Source organism: Candidatus Pelagibacter sp. PS_02 (assembly GCF_059418065.1).
Window position 1 is genome coordinate 664,450 of sequence record NZ_CM182079.1, and the last position, 19,946, is coordinate 684,395.

33 protein-coding genes are annotated in these 19,946 nt (G+C 30.1%); 2 read left to right on the top strand and 31 right to left on the bottom strand.

What is annotated here, in order from left to right; all coding sequences use genetic code 11:
• The first annotated feature begins 1 nt into the window (after window position 1).
• Window positions 2–844, top strand: a complete 843-nt coding sequence (gene panC / locus AC5SL4_RS03490) for a pantoate--beta-alanine ligase (protein WP_494587608.1) — start codon at window positions 2–4, stop codon at window positions 842–844.
• Here the strand turns inward: panC and mgtE are convergent.
• A complete protein-coding gene (gene mgtE / locus AC5SL4_RS03495; protein WP_006996838.1) occupies window positions 841–2,214 on the bottom strand; it encodes a magnesium transporter in 1,374 nt (457 codons plus the stop codon). The two genes, panC and mgtE, sit on opposite strands and share 4 nt — an antisense overlap.
• Window positions 2,215–2,275: 61 nt before the next feature.
• On the opposite strand from mgtE, the gene lipB reads away from it, so the two are divergent.
• Window positions 2,276–2,896 carry a lipoyl(octanoyl) transferase LipB gene (gene lipB / locus AC5SL4_RS03500; protein ID WP_006996837.1) on the top strand — a complete coding sequence of 207 codons (621 nt, stop codon included), beginning with the start codon at window positions 2,276–2,278 and terminating at the stop codon, window positions 2,894–2,896.
• Here lipB and AC5SL4_RS03505 read toward each other — a convergent pair.
• From AC5SL4_RS03505 to rpsL, 30 genes are read right to left on the bottom strand one after another with little or no spacing between them, the layout of a single operon-like run.
• Entirely contained in the window at window positions 2,877–3,791 is a 915-nt protein-coding gene (locus AC5SL4_RS03505; RefSeq protein WP_006996836.1) for an RluA family pseudouridine synthase, read from the bottom strand. The two genes, lipB and AC5SL4_RS03505, sit on opposite strands and share 20 nt — an antisense overlap.
• Window positions 3,792–3,815: 24 nt before the next feature.
• On the bottom strand, window positions 3,816–4,253 hold the full coding sequence (gene rplQ, locus AC5SL4_RS03510) for a 50S ribosomal protein L17 (protein WP_006996835.1): 438 nt from the start codon (window positions 4,251–4,253) through the stop codon (window positions 3,816–3,818).
• Entirely contained in the window at window positions 4,253–5,281 is a 1,029-nt protein-coding gene (locus AC5SL4_RS03515; RefSeq protein WP_006996834.1) for a DNA-directed RNA polymerase subunit alpha, read from the bottom strand. The genes rplQ and AC5SL4_RS03515 overlap by 1 nt, the downstream gene beginning before the upstream one ends.
• A gap of 3 nt (window positions 5,282–5,284) precedes the next feature.
• A complete protein-coding gene (rpsK, locus tag AC5SL4_RS03520) occupies window positions 5,285–5,737 on the bottom strand; it encodes a 30S ribosomal protein S11 (RefSeq protein ID WP_006996833.1) in 453 nt (150 codons plus the stop codon).
• Between the two features lie 7 nt (window positions 5,738–5,744).
• Window positions 5,745–6,128 (bottom strand): 30S ribosomal protein S13, encoded by a 384-nt coding sequence (gene rpsM, locus AC5SL4_RS03525; protein ID WP_006996832.1) that lies wholly within the window; start codon window positions 6,126–6,128, stop codon window positions 5,745–5,747.
• A 55-nt stretch (window positions 6,129–6,183) separates the two neighbouring features.
• Window positions 6,184–6,825 (bottom strand): adenylate kinase, encoded by a 642-nt coding sequence (locus tag AC5SL4_RS03530; RefSeq protein ID WP_006996831.1) that lies wholly within the window; start codon window positions 6,823–6,825, stop codon window positions 6,184–6,186.
• 4 nt (window positions 6,826–6,829) lie between these two features.
• Window positions 6,830–8,110, bottom strand: a complete 1,281-nt coding sequence (secY, locus tag AC5SL4_RS03535) for a preprotein translocase subunit SecY (RefSeq protein ID WP_011282152.1) — start codon at window positions 8,108–8,110, stop codon at window positions 6,830–6,832.
• Window positions 8,111–8,120: 10 nt separating this feature from the next.
• A complete protein-coding gene (rplO, locus tag AC5SL4_RS03540; RefSeq protein ID WP_494587085.1) occupies window positions 8,121–8,582 on the bottom strand; it encodes a 50S ribosomal protein L15 in 462 nt (153 codons plus the stop codon).
• Complete coding sequence (gene rpsE / locus AC5SL4_RS03545) at window positions 8,582–9,094, bottom strand: 30S ribosomal protein S5 (RefSeq protein WP_006996828.1); 513 nt, start codon at window positions 9,092–9,094, stop codon at window positions 8,582–8,584. Before rpsE ends, rplO begins: the two co-directional genes overlap by 1 nt.
• Window positions 9,095–9,096: 2 nt before the next feature.
• Window positions 9,097–9,453, bottom strand: coding sequence for a 50S ribosomal protein L18 (gene rplR / locus AC5SL4_RS03550; protein WP_006996827.1), 357 nt, complete (start codon window positions 9,451–9,453; stop codon window positions 9,097–9,099).
• Complete coding sequence (gene rplF, locus AC5SL4_RS03555) at window positions 9,453–9,992, bottom strand: 50S ribosomal protein L6 (protein WP_006996826.1); 540 nt, start codon at window positions 9,990–9,992, stop codon at window positions 9,453–9,455. The genes rplR and rplF overlap by 1 nt, the downstream gene beginning before the upstream one ends.
• The gene (gene rpsH, locus AC5SL4_RS03560) at window positions 9,992–10,387 is read right to left on the bottom strand and encodes a 30S ribosomal protein S8 (RefSeq protein WP_006996825.1); all 396 of its coding nucleotides are present in this window, start codon (window positions 10,385–10,387) and stop codon (window positions 9,992–9,994) included. The genes rplF and rpsH overlap by 1 nt, the downstream gene beginning before the upstream one ends.
• 10 nt (window positions 10,388–10,397) lie before the next feature.
• Entirely contained in the window at window positions 10,398–10,703 is a 306-nt protein-coding gene (gene rpsN / locus AC5SL4_RS03565) for a 30S ribosomal protein S14 (RefSeq protein ID WP_006996824.1), read from the bottom strand.
• Window positions 10,704–10,705: 2 nt separating this feature from the next.
• A complete protein-coding gene (gene rplE, locus AC5SL4_RS03570; protein ID WP_006996823.1) occupies window positions 10,706–11,260 on the bottom strand; it encodes a 50S ribosomal protein L5 in 555 nt (184 codons plus the stop codon).
• Window positions 11,260–11,508, bottom strand: coding sequence for a 50S ribosomal protein L24 (gene rplX, locus AC5SL4_RS03575; RefSeq protein WP_006996822.1), 249 nt, complete (start codon window positions 11,506–11,508; stop codon window positions 11,260–11,262). The genes rplE and rplX overlap by 1 nt, the downstream gene beginning before the upstream one ends.
• Window positions 11,509–11,877 (bottom strand): 50S ribosomal protein L14, encoded by a 369-nt coding sequence (gene rplN, locus AC5SL4_RS03580; RefSeq protein WP_006996821.1) that lies wholly within the window; start codon window positions 11,875–11,877, stop codon window positions 11,509–11,511.
• Window positions 11,874–12,110, bottom strand: a complete 237-nt coding sequence (rpsQ, locus tag AC5SL4_RS03585; RefSeq protein ID WP_006996820.1) for a 30S ribosomal protein S17 — start codon at window positions 12,108–12,110, stop codon at window positions 11,874–11,876. Before rpsQ ends, rplN begins: the two co-directional genes overlap by 4 nt.
• On the bottom strand, window positions 12,103–12,294 hold the full coding sequence (gene rpmC / locus AC5SL4_RS03590) for a 50S ribosomal protein L29 (RefSeq protein ID WP_006996819.1): 192 nt from the start codon (window positions 12,292–12,294) through the stop codon (window positions 12,103–12,105). The genes rpsQ and rpmC overlap by 8 nt, the downstream gene beginning before the upstream one ends.
• A 1-nt stretch (window position 12,295) precedes the next feature.
• Window positions 12,296–12,706: a 50S ribosomal protein L16 gene (rplP, locus tag AC5SL4_RS03595; protein WP_006996818.1), complete on the bottom strand. Its 411-nt coding sequence runs from the start codon at window positions 12,704–12,706 to the stop codon at window positions 12,296–12,298.
• Window positions 12,707–12,708: 2 nt separating this feature from the next.
• Window positions 12,709–13,389, bottom strand: a complete 681-nt coding sequence (rpsC, locus tag AC5SL4_RS03600) for a 30S ribosomal protein S3 (RefSeq protein ID WP_011282155.1) — start codon at window positions 13,387–13,389, stop codon at window positions 12,709–12,711.
• Window positions 13,373–13,771, bottom strand: coding sequence for a 50S ribosomal protein L22 (gene rplV, locus AC5SL4_RS03605; RefSeq protein WP_006996816.1), 399 nt, complete (start codon window positions 13,769–13,771; stop codon window positions 13,373–13,375). Before rplV ends, rpsC begins: the two co-directional genes overlap by 17 nt.
• Window positions 13,772–13,773: 2 nt before the next feature.
• Window positions 13,774–14,067 carry a 30S ribosomal protein S19 gene (rpsS, locus tag AC5SL4_RS03610; RefSeq protein ID WP_006996815.1) on the bottom strand — a complete coding sequence of 98 codons (294 nt, stop codon included), beginning with the start codon at window positions 14,065–14,067 and terminating at the stop codon, window positions 13,774–13,776.
• Window positions 14,067–14,912: a 50S ribosomal protein L2 gene (gene rplB, locus AC5SL4_RS03615; protein ID WP_006996814.1), complete on the bottom strand. Its 846-nt coding sequence runs from the start codon at window positions 14,910–14,912 to the stop codon at window positions 14,067–14,069. The genes rpsS and rplB overlap by 1 nt, the downstream gene beginning before the upstream one ends.
• Window positions 14,913–14,914: 2 nt before the next feature.
• Window positions 14,915–15,208 carry a 50S ribosomal protein L23 gene (gene rplW, locus AC5SL4_RS03620; RefSeq protein ID WP_020169482.1) on the bottom strand — a complete coding sequence of 98 codons (294 nt, stop codon included), beginning with the start codon at window positions 15,206–15,208 and terminating at the stop codon, window positions 14,915–14,917.
• A 1-nt stretch (window position 15,209) separates the two neighbouring features.
• Complete coding sequence (gene rplD / locus AC5SL4_RS03625) at window positions 15,210–15,833, bottom strand: 50S ribosomal protein L4 (protein WP_011282156.1); 624 nt, start codon at window positions 15,831–15,833, stop codon at window positions 15,210–15,212.
• On the bottom strand, window positions 15,833–16,543 hold the full coding sequence (gene rplC, locus AC5SL4_RS03630) for a 50S ribosomal protein L3 (protein ID WP_494587086.1): 711 nt from the start codon (window positions 16,541–16,543) through the stop codon (window positions 15,833–15,835). Before rplC ends, rplD begins: the two co-directional genes overlap by 1 nt.
• Before the next feature lie 2 nt (window positions 16,544–16,545).
• Window positions 16,546–16,854: a 30S ribosomal protein S10 gene (rpsJ, locus tag AC5SL4_RS03635; protein ID WP_006996810.1), complete on the bottom strand. Its 309-nt coding sequence runs from the start codon at window positions 16,852–16,854 to the stop codon at window positions 16,546–16,548.
• A 5-nt stretch (window positions 16,855–16,859) separates the two neighbouring features.
• Window positions 16,860–18,938: an elongation factor G gene (gene fusA / locus AC5SL4_RS03640; RefSeq protein WP_006996809.1), complete on the bottom strand. Its 2,079-nt coding sequence runs from the start codon at window positions 18,936–18,938 to the stop codon at window positions 16,860–16,862.
• A 6-nt stretch (window positions 18,939–18,944) separates the two neighbouring features.
• Complete coding sequence (rpsG, locus tag AC5SL4_RS03645; protein WP_006996808.1) at window positions 18,945–19,415, bottom strand: 30S ribosomal protein S7; 471 nt, start codon at window positions 19,413–19,415, stop codon at window positions 18,945–18,947.
• Between the two features lie 2 nt (window positions 19,416–19,417).
• Complete coding sequence (gene rpsL / locus AC5SL4_RS03650; protein ID WP_006996807.1) at window positions 19,418–19,789, bottom strand: 30S ribosomal protein S12; 372 nt, start codon at window positions 19,787–19,789, stop codon at window positions 19,418–19,420.
• Window positions 19,790–19,946 lie beyond the last annotated feature (157 nt).

Genomic DNA, 19,946 nt, shown 5'->3' on the forward strand with positions numbered 1-19,946 from the left:
AATGTTTTACTTATTAATATTCTTATTACAAATGAAATTAATAAAATTAAAAAATGATTTAATTAAGGCAATTGAGTTAGATAGAAGATTAGGTTTTGTCCCAACAATGGGTAGTTTGCACGAAGGTCACAAAACATTAATAAAAACATCACAAAAAAACTGCAAAAAAACATTAGTCAGTATTTTTATTAATCCAACTCAATTTAATAATAAAAAAGATTATAAAACATACCCAAAGAATTTAAAGCAAGATTTGAGTTACCTTAAAAAACTTAAAGTTGACTATGTATATTTGCCAACCATTAAACAAATTTATTGGAAAAAAAATAATGAAATTAAACTAAATAAATCACAAAAAATATTATGTGCAAAATTTAGAAAAGGACATTTTGAAGGTGTACTTAATGTTTTAGATCGTTTTATTGAATTAATTTCTCCACAAAAAATGTTTATGGGAGAAAAAGATTTTCAACAATTTTTCTTGGTTAAAAACTATATTGAAAATAAGTACAATACCAAAGTTCACGCATGTAAAACAGTCAGAGAAAAAAACAAACTAGCTTTATCTTCCAGAAACTCTTTATTAAATAAGAAAAGTTTTATTAATTCAGGAATAATTGCAAAAAAATTATTATCTTTAAAAAATGAAATTAAGAAAAACAAAAAAAATTACAAAAAAATGATATTTTATTTAAAGGAAGAGCTATCTAAAAATTTTGATATTAAAATTGAATATTTGGAATGTAGAAACACACATAATTTAAGCACAAATATTATGAACAAACCTTTTAAACTTTTTGTGGCTTATTATATTAATAACGTACGTTTAATTGACAATTTTTAGAGAAAATAAGCACTAACACCAAGAAATGAAACAAAACCTATAACATCAGTAATAGTTGTTACAAACACACTTGATGCAATAGCAGGATCAATATCCATTTTTTTTAAAGTTATAGGTACTAAAATTCCAAATAAACCTGCAACAATCATCGTAACTATCATTGACATAGAAATTATTAAAGAAAGTAGAGAATCTTGAAACCAAACTTGAACTACTAAAGCACTTATTATTGCAAATATGATACCATTTAAAATACCAATATTAAATTCTTTTAAAATATTTTGAGTAAAATTGTTTTTTGTTAAGTCATTTGTTGCTAATGTTCTTACAGTTACAGCCAAAGTTTGCATTCCAGCATTACCACCCATAGATGCAACGATTGGCATAAGAAATGCAAGCACAACCATTTGTTCGATTGTTGCACCAAATAAACTAATAACCCACGTTGCAAGAAATGCTGTAAATAAGTTTAATAAAAGCCAGTTAAATCTTCTTCTAGTTTTCTTAAAAACTCCATCAGTAATTTCTTCATCCCCTACCCCAGCTAATCTTAAGGCATCTTCTTCGGCTTCTTCTTTTAATACAGTTAAAACATCGTCATACATGATCATACCAACCAACTTGTTTGATTTATCAACAACAGCTGCTGAATTTAAGCTATAGTTTTCAAACACGTTACCAACTTCTTCTTTGTCCATATCAACAGGAATAAGTAGTTGAGATTCTGACATAATAGAAAGCATTTTAGTTTCTCTCGAAGTAGTTAAAACTTTAGATGATGGAACAGTTCCAATCGGTTTAAAATCTTCATCTATAATAAAAATTTCAAGAAATTCCTCAGGTAAATCTTTATTTTCTCTTAAATAGTCAATTGTTTGACCAACTGACCAATTACTAGGAACTGCCGTGAATTCACGTTGCATTATTCTAGCAGCTGTGTCTTCCGGATAACTTAAGCTTTCAAGTAAAGCAAATCTATCTTTTGGAGGTAAGGAGCTTAATATTGTATTCTTATCTTTTTCATCAACATTTTCTAAAATTGTAATCGCATCATCAGATTCAAGATTTTTTAAAAGTCTAACAATAGTATCAGGTGAAAGATAAGCTATGATTTCAGACTGCACCGACTCGTTTAATTCAATAAAAACTTCTGGATCTATATTGAAATTATTAAGTTTAATTAAGCTTTCTCTATCATTTTGACCAAGATGTTCAATTATATCAGCCGCATCAGCTGGGTGCATCTCATTAAAAGAATTAGTAATAAATTGAGCATCATTATTAGCAATCTTAGAAGTAACAACTTTTATGTACTCTTTATTAAACTCAAAATTAACTTTTTTATCTTTTATTTTTTTTATTAAAGACATAAATTTACCTATAAATCAATTTTGCACTAATAGTGCATAATAAAAATAATACAATTTATAAATGAATATAGAGATTAAAAAGTCAATAAAACCAATAAAATATGAAGATGCAATAAAACTACTTGAAGAAAGATTATTAGAGATAAACAATGGTCAAAAAGAGGATTTAATATGGATCTTAGAACATGAAGAGGTTTATTCAGCAGGTACGAGTTACAAAGAAAAAGAAATTCTTAATAAAGATATTAGTCTAGTAAAAACAAACCGTGGAGGAAAAATTACTTATCATGGTCCAGGTCAATTGATTTGTTATTTTGTGATAGATTTAAAAAAAAGAAAAAAAGATATAAGAAAATTTATAACTTTAATTGAAGAGACGATTATTGACAGTTTATCAAAATTTAATATTAAGACATTTGGTGATCCAAAAAACATTGGTATTTGGACTGACCATAAAGGTAAAATTAATAAAGTTGCAGCAATTGGTGTAAGAGTAAGTAAGTGGATAGCATATCATGGATTTGCAATAAATATTAATAACGATCTTTCAAAATATAAAAATATTATTCCGTGTGGTATTTCAGACAAAGGCGTAATCAATCTTAAAGAAATTAAAGATCAAGACTATAAGAATTTAGATGAAATTATTATTGAAACCTTTTCTAAGAATTTGGAAATCTAAGTCTTTTTGTTTTTAAAAGTTTTTTAAAATAATCTGGTAATAATGCTGTGTAGGTATATTTTTTATCATTTATCATAAATTTAATTTGATATGAATGAAGCATTAAATTTTTATTTATTGCTTTATCTGTGTTACTAAATTTATATTTTTGATCCCCATAGATTGGACATCCTACAGCATAAAGTTGTTTTCTTAATTGATGTTTTCTTCCTGTAATTGGTTTCATTTCAACTAGACTGCATATAGAATTTTTATCTAACACTTTGTAAAGTGTTCTAGCTTTTTCAACTACTTCTCTATCATTATCGTATCTGGTTAAATCATCATTCCACTCACCAGAGTCCTTTTGCAGCTCTCCATGACATATGGCCAGATAAGTTTTATGAACTTTTCGAAGTCTAAATAAAGAGGTTAATAACTGGGCAGATTGTCTATGTTTTGCCATAATAAAAACTCCAGACGTATCTTTATCAAGTCTATGTACAGAAAATGGTTTAGTGTCCTGAAAAATTTCACTACGAGCAAATATATCTACAAGATTTTTTTTAGATTTAGTTCCACCTTGAACTGAAATACCAGAGCTTTTATTAAGAACAATGAAATCATCATTATTATCAATTATTAATTCTTCATTTTCTTTAATAACTTCTTCTGAAGGTACAAATTTAATTGTCTTTTGAACAATTGTTTCTTTAAAATCAAAGTTGAATAAATCTATAGTGTCACCGGTCTTTACTTTATGAGAGCTTTTAATTTTTTTATTATTGATTTTAACTTTTCCACTTTTTAAACTTTTTTCAATTAGACCTTGAGGGTAATTGCCAAGATTATTACGTATCCATCTATCGATACGCATATCGTTAAACGTTGAATCAACGTTAAAAGACTTTTTCATGATGATATAATTTTATATAAAAAATTAAGCAGTAGCTAATTTTTTCTCTTCAGTTTTATCTTTAGCTGGATCTTTTTTCTTTCTATCAACTCTTTTTGCCTCAACATCTCTATCTACAAATTCAATTACAGCCATAGGTGCATTGTCACCATATCTAAAGCCAGCTTTGATGATTCTTGTGTAGCCACCATTTCTTGCTTCATATCTTTTTGACAATGTTTTTTTGACTTTATTCGCAGATGTTATATCTTGTAATTTAGACATTAACATTTTTGTAGTTTGAAGAGTCTCTTTTTTTCCTAAAGTTATGATTTTATCAGCTTGAGGTTTTAAGAATTTAGCTTTTGGAAGTGTTGTAGTGATCTGCTCATATTTTATTAAAGAATTAAGCATATTCTTCAATAAAGCTTTTCTATGTTCAGAAGTTCTATTTAACTTCTTATTAGCCATACCATGTCTCATTAGATTTGCTCCTCTAACTTTTTAGACATTTCAGCTATATTTTCTGGTGGCCAGTTCGGAATCTCCATACCTAAGTATAAAGACATACCAGTTAAAACTTCTTTTATTTCATTAAGTGATTTTCTTCCAAAGTTAGGTGTTCTAAGCATTTCACCTTCTGACTTTTGAACTAGATCTCCAATGTAAATAATATTATCATTTTTAAGACAATTCATAGAACGCACAGATAATTCAAGTTCATCAACTTTTCTTAATAAATTCTTATTGAATTCAGGCTCAGATGAAACTTCTTTTACAGGTACTTCAACAGGTTCGTCAAAATTAACAAACATATTTAGTTGATCTTGGAAAATTCTAGCAGAATAAGCAACGGCATCTTCAGCAGAAATTGATCCATTAGTTTCAACTTCCATAATTAATTTATCATAATCAAGGGCTTTTCCTTCTCTTGCTGTGCTTATAGAGTAAGAAACCTTCTTAACTGGACTATATAAAGAATCTATAGCAATTAATCCCAAAGGTGGTTCTTCTGGTTTGTTCATTACTGCAGGAACGTATCCCTTACCTGTTCCAACATTCATTTCCATATGGAAATGCGTATTTTCATCTAAATTACAAATAACCAGATCAGGATTTAAAATTTCAATATCGGCAACTGGTGCTATGTCAGAAGCTTTAATTTCTCCAGGACCTTTAGCATCTAAAATAAGTTTTTTAGTAGTTTCTGATGAGCTTTTTAAAGCTAATGATTTAACGTTTAAAACTATGTCAGTAACATCTTCTCTAACACCTTTGATAGATGTAAATTCATGTAAAACACCATCAATTTGAATTGAAGTTACAGCAGCACCTCTGATTGATGAAAGTAAAATTCTTCTTAAAGAATTACCTAAAGTTAAACCATATCCTTTTTCTAAAGGTTCTGCGATAATTTTTGCATGTGATTTGTCATCACTAATTTTAACATCTAATTGAGCTGGTTTAATTAATGCTTTCCAATTTTTAGCATTTACATTTAAACTTTCCATTTATTAAACTCTCCTTTTTTTTGGTGGTCTTACGCCGTTATGTGGCATTGGTGTTGTATCTTTTATTGAAAGAATTTTAAATCCTCTCGCTTGTAAAGCTCTTAATGCGGTTTCTCTTCCTGAACCAGGTCCTTTAACCTCAACTGATAAAGTTTTCATTCCATATTCTAAAGCTTTAGATGCAGCAGAATCTGCAGCAATTTGTGCAGCATAAGGTGTTGATTTTCTTGAACCTTTAAAACCTTTTTGTCCAGCGGATGCCCAAGAAATTACATTTCCATTAGTATCTGCAATTGAAATTATTGTATTGTTAAAAGTAGACTGTACATAAGCAATACCATTAAGAATATTTTTTTTTATTTTCTTTTTTTTGGAATAAGAACTTTTCTTAGATTTTTTATCTACTTTTTTTTCTACAACAGCATCTTTATTCTCAACTTTATCTACTTTAGCCATAAATTAATTATTTTTTAAGTGGAGTTAATTTTTTACCAGCAATTGCTATTGCTTTACCTTTTCTTGTTCTTGCATTACATCTTGTTCTTTGTCCTCTAACAGGAAGTTTTTTTCTATGTCTAGATCCCCTGTAACAAGCAAGGTCAATTAATCTTTTAATAGTTAAAGAGTAATCTCTTCTAAGATCACCTTCGACTTTAAAATTTGCATCAATGTATTCTCTAATTTTTAAAATATCTTCGTCAGTAAGTTCATTTATTCTTTTTGCTTTAGGAATTTCTAAAGAAGTACAAATTTGGCTAGAAAATTTATTACCAATACCATAGATGTACGTTAGTCCTATGTGGACAAGTTTGTTTTGCGGAATGTTTACACCTGCTATACGAGCCATATTTTTGAGAATAAATTTAGCCTTTTATATAAGAAGATGTTCCAAAGTCAACGTCTTAAACCTTAAGAATTTCATTAATTTTATTGGTTATTTGATCAATTTCACCTGCTCCATCAATTTCAGTGAAATTTGAATTTTTTGAATAGAATTCTAACACTGGTTTTGTTGAAGACATATAAGTGTCATATCTAGAAATAACAATTTCAAGATTGTCATCTTTTCTTTTCTTTAAGTGTTCAACACCACAAGGATGAAGCTCTATTTGCTCCTTATTAAAATATTCATTTAACGTCATATTACATTTTTCACAGGTCATTCTGCCCATAATACGTTTTTCAATAATGTCTCTTGATACATTTAAAAATATAGTATGCCCTATTGTTTGGTTAAACTCATTTAATAAAACTTCTAAATTAATAGCTTGTTCAACATTTCTTGGATAGCCATCAAAAATAATTCTATCTCTATATTTTAAATTAGTTAAAGATTGTCTTAATAAAGTATTTACGATCTCATCTGAAACAAATTTGCCATTAGATATTAGCTTTTCTATATCCACTCCAAGATCAGTTTTAGATTTAACTTCATCTCTTAATAGATTTCCTGTTGATAATTGGAAGTAATTATGTTTTTTAACAATAGATTGAGCTTGAGTCCCCTTACCCGCTCCTGGAGGACCAAAAAGAATTATATTCACTTAATTATTTTCCGAATTTTGTTTTTTTAATTAATTGCTCATATTGAGAGCTCATTAATCTAGTTTGGATTTGTGTAACGGTATCAATTGCAACTACAACAACAATCAAGATTGAAGTTCCACCTAAATAAAAGGGTATTGGATAATTAGCAATTAGAAATTCTGGCATTAAACAAACTATTGTTAAATACAATGCCCCAATTGTCGTAAGTTTTGTCAAAATTTTTTCAATATACAAAGCTGTATTTTCACCTGGTCTAATTCCAGGTACAAAACCACCATATTTTCTTAAATTATCAGCAGTCTCAGTTGGATTAAATGTTATGGATGTGTAGAAAAAAGTAAAAAATATTATTCCAGAAGCATAAAGCAACATGTAAAGGGGTTGTCCTTGTGTAAAGTATGAACTTAAATTTAAGAATGTATCATTGTCTGAAAAACTAAAATTAGAAAAGGTAACAGGCAATAATAATAAAGCTGAAGCAAAGATTGCTGGAATAACACCGGCTTGGTTAATCTTTAAAGGTAAATGAGAAGATTCACCACCGTACATTTTATTTCCCATTTGTCTTTTAGGGTAATTTATTAAAATTTTTCTTAATGCTCTTTCCATGAAAACAATGAACATAATTGTTGCGACTAATAATACAAAAATTCCAATAATCATAATTGTAGATACAGCGCCCGTTCTACCCAACTCGAATGTAGTAACTAAAGCACGTGGAATTTCAGCAACAATACCAGCAAAAATAATCAACGAAATACCATTACCGATACCTCTTTGTGTTATTTGTTCACCAAGCCACATTAAAAACATTGTACCAGCAACAATGGTTGATACCGCTGTTATAGTAAAAAATAAGCCTGGATTAATAACTAAGTCAGCAGAAGATTGTAAACCTATAGATAATCCGTAACCCTGAATAGTAGCAAGAATTACAGTTCCATATCTTGTGATTTGAGTTATTTTTGCTCTTCCAGTTTCACCTTGTGCCTTTAAATTTTTAAAATAATCAGATACGCCAGTTAATAACTGAACTATGATTGAAGATGAAATATAAGGCATAATTCCAAGTGCGAATATAGCCATTCTACTTACAGCCCCGCCTGAAAAAACATTGAACATTCCAAGTAATCCTTTTTGATTACCACTCATCATTGTTTGTAATTGCTCAGGGTCAATGCCTGGAATTGGCACAAAAGTACCAAATCTATAAACTGCTAAGATAAATATTGTAAAGATTATACGATTTTTAAGATCATTAGTTTGAGAAGAAGAGCTCATAATATCTTAATTATTTTTTTAATTGTATTGTTCCGCCAGCTTTCTCTAATTTTTCTACAGCAGATTTAGAGATTAAGTCAGCTTCGATATTAACTTTATCTTTAATTTCACCTGTACCTAGTATCTTTAATTTTTGTGAATTTTTATTGATCAATTTAAGTTTTTTAAGTAATGCCATATTAATAACTTCACCAGAATTAATTGTTTTTTCAGTTATAAAAGTTTGAATTTTTTCCAAGTTCATTATTGCAATAACAGCTTGGTATCTCTTAATTGCATTAAAGCCTCTTTTAGGTAATCTTCTATATAAAGGCATTTGACCACCTTCAAAAGCTTTAATAGCAACACCAGATCTAGATTTTTGACCTTTAACACCTCTGCCAGATGTTTTTCCTTTTCCAGAACCGATACCTCTACCGACTCTCATCTTTTTTTTGTATAAAACTTTTCCTGTAGTATTTAATGTAGTCATTATCCTCTTTTTTCGATTACATCAGAAATTTTTTTATTTCTAATTGTTGCAATATGCTTTGGTGAATTTTGTTTTGAAAGAGCTTTCATCGTCGCTCTTATCATATTGTGAGGGTTTGATGTGCCCATTGATTTAGCAACTATATCTTTAATTCCTAAAACTTCACAAACTGCTCTTACAGGACCTCCTGCAATAATACCTGTTCCCTTAGGAGCAGATCTTAAAATAATTTTACCAGCACCATCTTTACCATAAACATCATGATGAATAGTTCTACCTTCTCTTAGCGGCACATGGATTAAAACTCTTCTTGCTGTTTCATTGGCTTTTTTAATTGCATCAGGCACCTGTTTGGCTTTAGCATGTGCTACTCCAATTTTACCTGCTTGATTACCAACTACTACTAAAGCTGAAAAACCAAATCTACGACCACCTTTTACTACTTTTGTAATTCTGTTGATGTGAACTAATTTTTCTAAAATACCGTCGTCTTTTTTGTCTTTAAAATCCATAATTAAAATTCCATTCCATTTTTACGTAGTGTTTCAGCAAAAACTTTAACTCTGCCGTGGTATTTGTATATACCTCTATCAAAAAATATTTTTGATATTTTCTTTTCTTGGGCTTTCTTTGCAAGTTTCTCTGCTACTATTTTAGAAATTTCTGTTTTATTTACTTTGTCCATAGAACGAATGTCTTTTTCAACAGAAGAACATGACACTAAAGTAATGTTTTTAACATCATCAATAATTTGAGCTGAAATATTTTTTGCAGATCTTGATATGCTAAGTCTTAATCTATCAGATGATGCAACTTTTTTTAATTTACCAGTTACTCTAAATTTCTTTCTTTGGATGGTATTTAATTTCATTATTTCTTCTTCCCTTCTTTTCTTAGAATGTATTGACCTTGCTCTCTAATACCTTTGCCTTTATATGGCTCTGGTTTTCTAAAAGCTTTGATTTTTGAAACAACCATACCTACTTGCTGTTTATCAGATCCACTAACTTTAACTACCGTCTGTTTTTCAACAACAATTTTAATTCCTTCAGGAATATCAAAATTAATATCGTGGCTATAACCTAATTGCAAATTTAACTGTTTATCTTTTAATGCAGCTCTGTAACCCACTCCAACAAGCTCAAGAATTTTTTCATAGCCAGTACTTGACCCAATAACAGCATTATTGATTAAGCTTCTATTCATGCCCCATAATCTTTTTGAGTTTTGATCCTTTACTTTAGGGCTGATAGATATTTCTTTTCCTTCGGTAACGTCAAGATTAAACATTTCAAGATCAATATTAAGTGATTTTTTACCTAATGGTCCCTCAATGTTAAGAACACTACCAGATAGTACTGCTTTAACTTTTTCAGGGATTGAAATACTTATTTTACCAATTTTAGACATTAAAATACCTTACAAATTATTTCGCCACCAACTTTTTGTTTTCTAGCTTCAATATCAGTCATTACACCTTTTGGTGTTGATACAATAGCTATTCCTAGTCCGCCATTAATTTTTGGCAAACTATCAGCACTTGAAAATATTCTTCTACCAGGCTTAGATACTCTCTCAAAAGTACTAATTACTGGATTTCCAGAATAATATTTTAAGTCAACTGACAATGTGGGTTTATTATTTTCAGTTTCAATTTTATAGTCTTTTATAAATCCTTCACTTTTAAGAATATCTGCAATCTTAACTTTAAAGTTAGAAGAAGGTAATGCTACTTTCTTATGATTTCTCACTTGTGCATTTTTTATTCTTGCAATCATATCCCCTATTGGGTCACTTAAACTCATATTATCCTTTCTACCAACTCGACTTAGTCATGCCAGGAATTAATCCATGCAGTCCCAAGTCTCTTAAGGCTATTCTTGATATTTTTAATTTTCTGTAAACACCGTGTGGTCTTCCAGTAATTTGGCATCTATTCATAACTCTGTTTTTTGCAGAATTACGAGGTAAATTTGAAAGCTTTTGCTGTGCTTTAAATCTTTCTTCTAATGATATTTTTTTATCCATTACAATTTTCTTTAATGCTTGTCTTTTTTTGAAAAGCCTATCTGAAAGTTTAATTCTTTTATTATTTTTATTTACTGCGCTTACTTTAGCCATTCTTAATTGTCTCCTTTTTTAATAAATGGAAAATTTAGTTTTTCTAAAAGAGCAAAACTATGATCTTTATTTAAAGCAGAGATCACAACTACAACATCAAGACCTCTAATCTTATCAATTCTATCAAAATTAACTTCTGGAAAAATTATATGTTCTTTAATGCCAAACGTATAATTACCAAACTTATCAAATCCTTTGGGTGATAAGCCTCTAAAGTCTTTAATTCTTGGTAAAGCAATATTTACAAGTCTATCTAAAAATTCATACATTTTGTTACCTCTTAAAGTAACTTTTAAACCAGCGTTTGTACCTTTTCTCGTTTTAAAGTTTGCTACTGATTTTTTAAATTTAGTCACAGTTGGTTTTTGACCTGTAATTTTTCCTAAATCTTCTTCAGTAGATTTCATAATCTTTGCATCAGCACCATCAAGACCAAGACCCATGTTAATAACAACTTTTTCAACTTTTGGCCCCATATAGGTATTTTTATATCCAAGGGTTTCTTTAAGCTGTGGTTGGATTTCTTTGTAATAAAGTTCTTTTAATCTAGGTATCATTATTTCTTAGCCTCGGTTTTTTTTGTTTTAGCTTTTTCGTCAATAAGTTTAAGGTTTGAAATGTGGATGAAGCTCTCTTTAGAGACTATTCCACCTTTTTTTTCTTTTGTAGTTTTAACATGTTTTTTCACAATATTAATTCCTTGAACTTTTGCTCTGTTATTAGGTCTATCGATTTCAATAACCTCACCCTCTTTTTTTTTATCTCTTCCAGTTAAAACTCTAACTTTTAATCCTTTTTTAATCATTTATAAAACCTCTGGAGCCAATGAAATTATTTTCATTTGACCTCTACTTCTTAATTCTCTTGTTACTGGACCAAAAATCCTAGTCCCCACTGGTTCACCTTTATCATCAACTAAAACAGCTGCATTATTATCAAATCTAACTTTAGATCCATCTTCCCTATGAATTCCCTTTTTAACTCTAACTACAACAGCTTTATGAACAGAACCTTTTTTAACTTTTCCTTTAGGTAAAGCCTCTTTAACTGCGATAACGATAGTATCACCAATACTTGCGTATCTACGTTTAGAGCCACCTAAAACTTTAATGCATTCTATTCTTTTTGCACCAGTGTTATCAGCTACTAATAATTCAGTTTGTACTTGTATCATTTAGATCCATCCATTACTTGAAATTTTTTATTCTTAGAAAAAGGCTTACACTCAATTATTGACACTGTGTCTCCAGTTTTAAATTTATTATTTTCATCGTGAGCGTTATATTTTTTTCTAACTTTAACTACTTTTTTTAATACTGGGTGTGAATATTTTCTTTCAACAGATACAGTTATAGTTTTGTTTGGTTTATCGCTTGTTACTACTCCTGTTAATATTTTTTTAGGCATTTAATTTTCCTTTTAGTGTAGTTTTTAATCTAGCTATAGTTTTTTTAGTTTGTCCAATTTTAGATGGATCTGTAACTTGTGAATTAATTTTTTGAAATCTAAAGTTAAATAAATCTTTTTTTAATTTATCAATATTTTTGATAACTTCATCCTTAGATAATTTTTTAATTTCTTGTTTTTTCATATTATGCAAATCTCTTAATAAATTTTGTTTTTATAGGTAGTTTAGCTGAAGCCTTATAAAGTGCTTCTTTTGCTATTGTTTCTGAAACACCATCAATTTCAAATAAAATTCTACCTGGCTTCACTCTACAAGCCCAATATTCAGGAGCTCCTTTACCTTTACCCATACGTACTTCAACAGGTTTTTTTGAAACAGGTATATTTGGAAAGATTCTTGTCCAAACACGTCCCTGTCTTTTCATGTGTCTTGTTAAAGCAACTCTAGCAGCTTCTATTTGTTTTCCTATAATTCTCTCTGGCGCCATAGCTTTTAATGCAAAAGATCCATAGTTAATCTTGCTAGCACGTGTAGCTGTTCCATGAATTCTTCCTTTATGTGCTTTTCTGTATTTTGTTCTAACTGGCTGTAACATAATTATTCTTTAACCTCTTTAGGAACTATCTTGTTAGTTTCTTGGCTAAATTCTTTAGCGAATACTTCACCTTTGTAAATCCAAATTTTTATTCCAATAATACCAAATGTTGTTAATGCTTCAGCTTCTGCATAGTCAATATCTGCTCTTAAAGTATGTGATGGTATACTTCCTTCTCTTAACCATTCAGTTCTAGCTATTTCATTTCCACCTAGTCTACCACTAATAGAAACTTTAATGCCTTTTGCACCAAGTCTTAAACATGATTGCATAGCTCTCTTCATGGCTCTTCTATATGATATTCTTTTAACTAATTGTTGTGCTATATTTTCAGCAACTAAATAAGCATTTGTTTCCGGTTTTTTAACTTCTTTAATATTAAGCGTTACTTCATTGTTGGTAAATTTAGATAAATTATTTTTTATTTTATCAATATCGCTACCTTTCTTTCCAATTACAAATCCAGGTCTTGATGTGTAAATAGTAACAAAACATTTATTAGAGGTTCTCTCTATCATAACTTTAGATACACCAGAATTAACAACATTTTTCTTGATATATGCTCTGATCTTAAAATCTTCGATAAGATAATTTCCAAAATCTTTCTTTTTTGCATACCAGACAGAATCCCAACCTCTGTTTACACCTAGTCTGAAACCAACAGGATTAACTTTTTGACCCATGACTCTCCATTTGTTTTGCTTCTGATAATATAATTGTAATAGTTGAATAAGGTTTTAAAATTGGTGCAGCTCTACCTTTTGCTCTTGGTCTAAATCTTTTCATAACAACTTTTTTCCCACAGTATGCTTCTTTAACAATTAGTTTATCTATGTCGTATTGATTGTTATTTTCAGCGTTAGCAACAGCTGATGAAACTGTTTTTCTTATTTCCCTAGTAATTCTTTTTGCAGAAAATTGAAGCTCTCTAATAGCTACATCAACTTTTTTTCCAACAATTGCTTTAAGTATTGGGTTAAGTTTTCTAACACTAGATCTAATATTATTATTCACAGATCTAACTGTATCCACTTTAGTTCTGTTAATTTTCTTTTTTTTATTCATAATTATTTTTTCTTCTCAGCTGGTTTTCCTTTTTTTTCAGCTGGTGTATGTCCAAAAAATGTTCTAGTGGGAGAAAATTCACCTAATTTATGACCCACCATATCTTCAGATATAGTAACTGGAATGAATTTTTTTCCATTATAAATCAAAAAACTAACCCCTATAAACTCAGGAATAATTGTTGATTTTCTTGACCACGTTTTAATAGGCATTTTTTTTGGATCTAATTTTTGTTTTTCAACTTTTTTAATCAAGCTCTCTTCAACAAAAGGTCCTTTCCATACTGATCTAGCCATTATTTTTTAGAATCCTTCCTGTTATTTCTTCTTCTAACTATAAATTTATCTGTACTCTTATTGTCTCTAGTTTTTAATCCTTTTGCAGATTGACCTGTTGGAGATACTGGATGTCTTCCACCTGCAGTTTTACCTTCACCACCTCCGTGTGGGTGATCAACAGGATTCATCACAACTCCTCTAGTATGAGGTCTTCTACCAAGCCATCTTGATCTTCCAGCTTTACCAATCTTAATGTTTTTTTGATCTGGGTTTGAAAGCACGCCAATTGTTGCCATGCATCTTGAGTCGATTTTTCTAACTTCTCCAGAGGTCATTTTAATTAATGAGTAATTTCCATCTAATCCACTGATAGTAACTGATGTACCTGCAGATCTAGCTATTTTTCCACCAGCTCCAGGTTTGAGCTCTACATTATGGATATTGATACCAACAGGAATATCTCTAAGTGGCATACAGTTTCCAACTTTAATTTCTTTTTCCGATCCATTTTCAACTTTATCACCTACTTTAATTTTTTGAGGAGCTAAATAGTAAAAATGTTGTCCATCATCAAACTTAACTAACATGATGTAGCAAGATCTATTTGGATCATATTCAATTCTTTCGACAGTGCCTGGCATGTCGATTTTCTTTCTGTAGAAATCAACCAACCTATACATTTTCTTGTGCCCACCGCCTGACATATTACGAGAAGTTATGTGTCCATTATTATTTCTTCCACGCATTGAATTTTTTGGCTCAACTAAGGCCTTAAATGGCTTGCCTTTCCAAAGACCAGCTCTATCAACTAAGATTGTTCCTCTTGTTGATTTTGTATAGGGTTTGAATGTTTTTAATGCCATTTTTAAATTCCAGATGTTAGATCAATACTTTGACCCTTTTTAAGTGTTATTATTGCTTTTTTGTAACCTTGAACATTAACTTTTTTACCTCTAGTTACTTTGGTTCTATTTTGTTTATTGATAATATTTATTTTTGTAACATTAACTTTAAAAATCTTTTCAATATTTTTCTTCAAATTAGTCTTGTTGGCAGCTCTGGGTACTTTAAAAACAATTTTATTTTGTTCTGACAAATTAGTAGTTTTCTCAGTAACCATTGGTGACAGAATTTTATCGTATAAATGTATTTTATCCATTTTAGGAATATCTCTTTTCTAGTTCTTTAATTGAACTTTCTGTAAAAACTACTTTTTTAAACTTTATAATATCAAATGCACTGAAATGATTAATATCCGTAACTTTAACATTTGGAATATTTCTAACTGACTTTTCAATTTTCTCTTTAGATGATTTATCTAAAATGATTAATGAATTTGTAATTTCAAATTTTTTAATAATTGAATGCATTTCTTTAGTTTTTTTAATCTCATTTCCAAAATCACTAAAAATTATCAAATTATTAAGTTTATTCTTCTCAGTAATTAGTGAAGCAATACTTAGTTTTTTTTCACTTTTATTTAATTTTCTTTTTTTGTATGCCAGTTCACCTTTAGGTCCATGTGCAACACCACCACCAACGAAAATAGGTGCTTTTCTACTTGCGTGTCTAGCTCCACCAGTACCTTTTTGAGCATAAATTTTAGATGTAGATCCAGTAATCTCATTTTGTTGTTTAGTTTTTGCGTGTCTACCTTTGTAATTAGCATTAGTTTTATATAATACGTTATCAACCAATCTTTTGTTAATTTTAGCAGAGAAAATTTTATCTAAAACTTCAATTGAATCTTTTTTACCGTCTAAGTTTAATTTATCAATTTTCATTATTTTTTCTTTTTATCTGGTGTTTTTTTAGCTTCTTCAGCAGCAGCAATTTTTTCATTAATAGTCATTTTGTTTATAACTTTTACTGATTTTTTAACTAAGATTTCAGTATTTTTTGATCCAGGAATTGATCCTTTTAAATATAACAATTCATTTTCAATATCTGTCTTAATAATCTCTAAATTTTGCATAGTTCTAACTCTATCACCCATATGACCAGCCATTTTTTTACCTTTAAAAACTTTACCAGGATCTTGTCTTTGTCCAGTAGATCCGTGAGATCTATGTGATACAGAAACACCGTGAGTAGCTCTTAACCCACCAAAATTGTGTCTCTTCATGGCACCTGCAAAACCTTTACCAATAGTTTTTGAAGTTGTATCAACAAACTTAACTTCATTAAATATTTCAAGACCAAATTCGTTACCTTCTTTATATAATTCTGTATCTTTAACTCTAAATTCTTTTAATTTTTTCTTAGCTTCTGTATTTTTCTTTGCATACAAGCCCTTCATTGCTTTTGTAAGTTTAGATGCTTTAATTTTACCAAACCCTAATTGCACAGCTTTGTATCCACGTTTTTCTTGTTCAATAACTTGGATCACTCTAGCCTTTTCCATTTTAATAACAGTCACAGGAACTAAACGTCCTGTTTTATAGAACTCTCTAGTCATACCAATTTTTTTTCCAATTAATGCAATTTCACTCATAATTAAATTTTTATCTCCACATCAACACCTGATGCTAAATCAAGTTTCATTAAAGCTTCAACAGTTTGAGGTGTTGGCTCTATAATATCTATTAATCTTTTGTGTGTTCTTGTTTCAAATTGCTCTCTACTTTTTTTATCAATGTGAGGACCTTTTAAAACAGTGTATCTTTCAATTCTAGTTGGTAAAGGTATTGGTCCTTTTATCGTGGCACCTGTTCTTTTTACAGTATTTACAATTTCTTCTGTAGATGCATCTAGAATCTTATTGTCGTATGCTCTTAATTTAATTCTTATATTTTGTTTTTCCATAATAATTAGCCTGCAATCTTTTTAGTTACTTCATCCTGAACATTTTGTGGGACTTTAGAGTAATGATCAAAAAACATTGAATACTGAGCTCTACCTTGAGACATTGATCTTAAACTATTTATATAACCAAACATATTAGCTAAAGGAACCATAGCTGTAATCACTGTTGCATTTCCTCTATTTTCTTGAGTACTGATTTGGCCTCTTCTACTATTCAGGTCACCAATAACATCACCCATATAATCTTCAGGTGTAACAACTTCAACTCTCATAACTGGTTCTAATAATTTCAAAGTTCCTCTAGTACACGCTTCTTTAAAGCAAGCTCTACCTGCTAATTCAAATGCAAGAACACTTGAGTCAACATCATGATGTAATCCATCTAAAATTGTAACTTTATAATCAATCATTGGAAACCCTGCTAAAATTCCGCCATCTGAAATTGTTTCAATTCCTTTTTCAACACCAGGAATAAATTCTTTAGGAATTGCACCACCTTTAATTTTGCTTTCGACAGATCTACCTGAACCAGGCTCTTGTGGCTCAACCAAAAGTTTAACTTTTGCAAACTGACCAGCACCACCACTTTGTTTTTTATGAGTATATTCAAATTCTGAGGCATTTTGTAATGTTTCTCTATAAGCAACTTGAGGAGCACCTACATTTGCCTCTACATTAAATTCTCTTTTCATTCTATCGACAATAATATCAAGGTGTAACTCACCCATTCCTTTAATAATAGTTTGACCAGATTCTTCATCTGACGTTACTCTGAATGATGGGTCTTCTTTAGCCAATCTTCCTAATGCTTCACCCATTTTTTCTTGGTCAGCTTTTGTTTTAGGTTCAACGGCAATTTCGATTACAGGTTCTGGGAACTCCATTGGTTCTAATAAAACAGGATTAGCTTCATCACAAAGAGTATGTCCTGTTATCGTATATTTTAAACCAGCTAAAGCAACAATGTCACCCGTATTTGCTTCTTTGATATCCTCTCTTGAGTTCGCATGCATTAAAAGCATTCTACCAACTCTTTCTTCTTTATCTTTTGAAGTATTATAAACAGCAGTTCCAGTTCTAATCGTTCCCGAGTAAATTCTAATAAAAGTTAATGAACCAACAAATGGGTCATTAGCAACTTTAAATGCTAATGCAGAAAATCCTGTACCATCATCAAACTTCATTTCAACAACATCTTCACTACCTGGTTTAGTTCCATTAATAGATCCAATATCGATCGGGCTTGGTAAGTAGTTAATTACAGCGTCAAGTAAAGGTTGAACACCTTTGTTTTTAAAAGCTGAACCAGTAGTTATTGGAACAAAACTAAAATTTAAAGTTCCTTTTCTTATGCATTTTACTAAATCTTCTTCTTTGATTTCTTCCCCATTTAGGTAAGCTTCCATTAGTTTTTCATCTTGCTCTACAGCCATTTCAACTAATTCAGTTCTGTATTTTTGTGAAATTTCTTTTAAATCATCAGGAATTTCTTTGTATTCCCATTCAGCTCCTAAAGCTTCATTTTTCCAAACTTGAGCTTTCATTTTAACTAAGTCAACAACGCCAGATAAATCTGCTTCAATACCAATAGGGATTTGAATTGGTAGAGGCTTACAGCCTAATCTATCCTTAATCATTTCAACACATCTATAAAAATCAGCACCCGTTCTATCTAACTTGTTTACAAAACAAATTCTTGGAACTTTATATTTATCAGCCTGTCTCCATACTGTTTCAGATTGAGGTTCTACACCGGCAACACCATCAAAAACACAAACAGCACCATCTAAAACTTTTAATGATCTTTCTACTTCAATCGTAAAGTCAACGTGTCCAGGAGTGTCGATGATATTAATTCTATGATCATTCCAGAAGCAAGTTGTTGCTGCTGATGTAATCGTAATACCTCTTTCTTGTTCTTGTTCCATCCAATCCATTGTTGCAGCACCATCATGTACTTCACCAATTTTATGACTTTTTCCTGTGTAATATAAAATTCTTTCGGTGGTAGTAGTTTTACCAGCATCAATATGAGCCATGATACCAATATTTCTATATTTATTTAATGTATGTGTTCTAGCCATAATTTATTACCACCTAAAATGAGCAAAAGCTTTATTTGATTCTGCCATTTTATGTACATCTTCTCTTTTTTTAACTGCAGAACCTTTTTTTTCATAAGCATCATACAGTTCGTTAAAAATTTTATCTGACATATGTTTGTCTTTTCTTTTTCTAGAAGCATCAACTAACCATCTAATTGCTAGTGCTTGTGCACGTTTAGTTTTAACTTCAACAGGAACTTGATAAGTTGCGCCACCTACTCTACGTGATCTAACTTCTACAGTGGGTTTAATATTATTTATCGCTTCATTAAAAACATTAATGGGCTCTTCTTTTGTTTTTGATTTTATTTTTTCTATAGCTTCATAGACAATTTTTTCAGCAACTACTTTTTTGCCGTCGTACATTATTGAGTTAATTAATTTAGGGATTATTGTAGAATTAAATATTGGGTCTGGAGTAACAACTTTTTTGGGTTGTGTTTTTTTTCTAGACATAATTATTTACCTTTTTTAGTTCCATACAAAGATCTACGTTTCTTTCTATTTGCAACACCTTGTGTGTCTAGGTTTCCTCTAAGGATATGATAACGAACACCAGGTAAATCTTTTACACGACCGCCCCTAATTAAAACAACTGAGTGTTCTTGTAAATTATGACCTTCACCACCAATATAAGCTGTAACTTCAAAACCATTAGATAGTCTAACTCTGGCAACTTTTCTTAATGCTGAGTTGGGCTTTTTAGGAGTTGTTGTGTAAACTTTTACACAAACGCCTCTCTTCAAAGGTTGTTTCTGAAGTGCAGGAACTTTATTCCTAGCAACAGGTTTAATTCTTTTTTTTCTTAACAACTGGTTAATAGTTGGCATAAATTTTTTTAATTAATTAATATATTTTTGAGTGAAAATAACTGACAGGTTATTTTGTGGCAGCGTTTAGTTCCGCAAAGTAGGTACTACATTCCAACCAAAAACAGCGTCAAAATACTATTAAATCTCTGATTGTCAAACTAAAACTACAAGTTAA

Coding starts and splice junctions, on each gene's coding strand:
- rpsE (WP_006996828.1), bottom strand. CDS start 9,094: ATGGATTTTAAAGACAAAAAAGACGACGGTATTTTAGAAAAATTAGTT.
- rpsM (WP_006996832.1), bottom strand. CDS start 6,128: ATGGCTCGTATAGCAGGTGTAAACATTCCGCAAAACAAACTTGTCCAC.
- AC5SL4_RS03515 (WP_006996834.1), bottom strand. CDS start 5,281: ATGGAAAGTTTAAATGTAAATGCTAAAAATTGGAAAGCATTAATTAAA.
- lipB (WP_006996837.1), top strand. CDS start 2,276: ATGAATATAGAGATTAAAAAGTCAATAAAACCAATAAAATATGAAGAT.
- rplX (WP_006996822.1), bottom strand. CDS start 11,508: ATGATTAAAAAAGGATTAAAAGTTAGAGTTTTAACTGGAAGAGATAAA.
- rpsJ (WP_006996810.1), bottom strand. CDS start 16,854: ATGGAAAAACAAAATATAAGAATTAAATTAAGAGCATACGACAATAAG.
- rplE (WP_006996823.1), bottom strand. CDS start 11,260: ATGATACCTAGATTAAAAGAACTTTATTACAAAGAAATCCAACCACAG.
- rplN (WP_006996821.1), bottom strand. CDS start 11,877: ATGATACAAGTACAAACTGAATTATTAGTAGCTGATAACACTGGTGCA.
- panC (WP_494587608.1), top strand. CDS start 2: ATGTTTTACTTATTAATATTCTTATTACAAATGAAATTAATAAAATTA.
- rplW (WP_020169482.1), bottom strand. CDS start 15,208: ATGGATAAAATACATTTATACGATAAAATTCTGTCACCAATGGTTACT.
- rpmC (WP_006996819.1), bottom strand. CDS start 12,294: ATGAAAAAACAAGAAATTAAAAAATTATCTAAGGATGAAGTTATCAAA.
- rplP (WP_006996818.1), bottom strand. CDS start 12,706: ATGTTACAGCCAGTTAGAACAAAATACAGAAAAGCACATAAAGGAAGA.
- rplO (WP_494587085.1), bottom strand. CDS start 8,582: ATGACTACATTAAATACTACAGGAAAAGTTTTATACAAAAAAAAGATG.
- rpsL (WP_006996807.1), bottom strand. CDS start 19,789: ATGCCAACTATTAACCAGTTGTTAAGAAAAAAAAGAATTAAACCTGTT.
- rplV (WP_006996816.1), bottom strand. CDS start 13,771: ATGAATAAAAAAAAGAAAATTAACAGAACTAAAGTGGATACAGTTAGA.
- rpsK (WP_006996833.1), bottom strand. CDS start 5,737: ATGGCTAAAGTAGATAAAGTTGAGAATAAAGATGCTGTTGTAGAAAAA.
- rplF (WP_006996826.1), bottom strand. CDS start 9,992: ATGTCTAAAATTGGTAAAATAAGTATTTCAATCCCTGAAAAAGTTAAA.
- secY (WP_011282152.1), bottom strand. CDS start 8,110: ATGAGCTCTTCTTCTCAAACTAATGATCTTAAAAATCGTATAATCTTT.
- mgtE (WP_006996838.1), bottom strand. CDS start 2,214: ATGTCTTTAATAAAAAAAATAAAAGATAAAAAAGTTAATTTTGAGTTT.
- rplQ (WP_006996835.1), bottom strand. CDS start 4,253: ATGAGACATGGTATGGCTAATAAGAAGTTAAATAGAACTTCTGAACAT.
- rplD (WP_011282156.1), bottom strand. CDS start 15,833: ATGAAAATTGATAAATTAAACTTAGACGGTAAAAAAGATTCAATTGAA.
- rplB (WP_006996814.1), bottom strand. CDS start 14,912: ATGGCATTAAAAACATTCAAACCCTATACAAAATCAACAAGAGGAACA.
- rpsC (WP_011282155.1), bottom strand. CDS start 13,389: ATGGGTCAAAAAGTTAATCCTGTTGGTTTCAGACTAGGTGTAAACAGA.
- rplC (WP_494587086.1), bottom strand. CDS start 16,543: ATGAGTGAAATTGCATTAATTGGAAAAAAAATTGGTATGACTAGAGAG.
- AC5SL4_RS03505 (WP_006996836.1), bottom strand. CDS start 3,791: ATGAAAAAGTCTTTTAACGTTGATTCAACGTTTAACGATATGCGTATC.
- rpsG (WP_006996808.1), bottom strand. CDS start 19,415: ATGTCTAGAAAAAAAACACAACCCAAAAAAGTTGTTACTCCAGACCCA.
- rpsS (WP_006996815.1), bottom strand. CDS start 14,067: ATGGCTAGATCAGTATGGAAAGGACCTTTTGTTGAAGAGAGCTTGATT.
- rplR (WP_006996827.1), bottom strand. CDS start 9,453: ATGAAATTAAATACCATCCAAAGAAAGAAATTTAGAGTAACTGGTAAA.
- rpsQ (WP_006996820.1), bottom strand. CDS start 12,110: ATGCCTAAAAAAATATTAACAGGAGTAGTAACAAGCGATAAACCAAAC.
- rpsH (WP_006996825.1), bottom strand. CDS start 10,387: ATGAGTTTAAGTGACCCAATAGGGGATATGATTGCAAGAATAAAAAAT.
- rpsN (WP_006996824.1), bottom strand. CDS start 10,703: ATGGCTAAAGTAAGCGCAGTAAATAAAAATAATAAAAGAATTAAACTT.
- fusA (WP_006996809.1), bottom strand. CDS start 18,938: ATGGCTAGAACACATACATTAAATAAATATAGAAATATTGGTATCATG.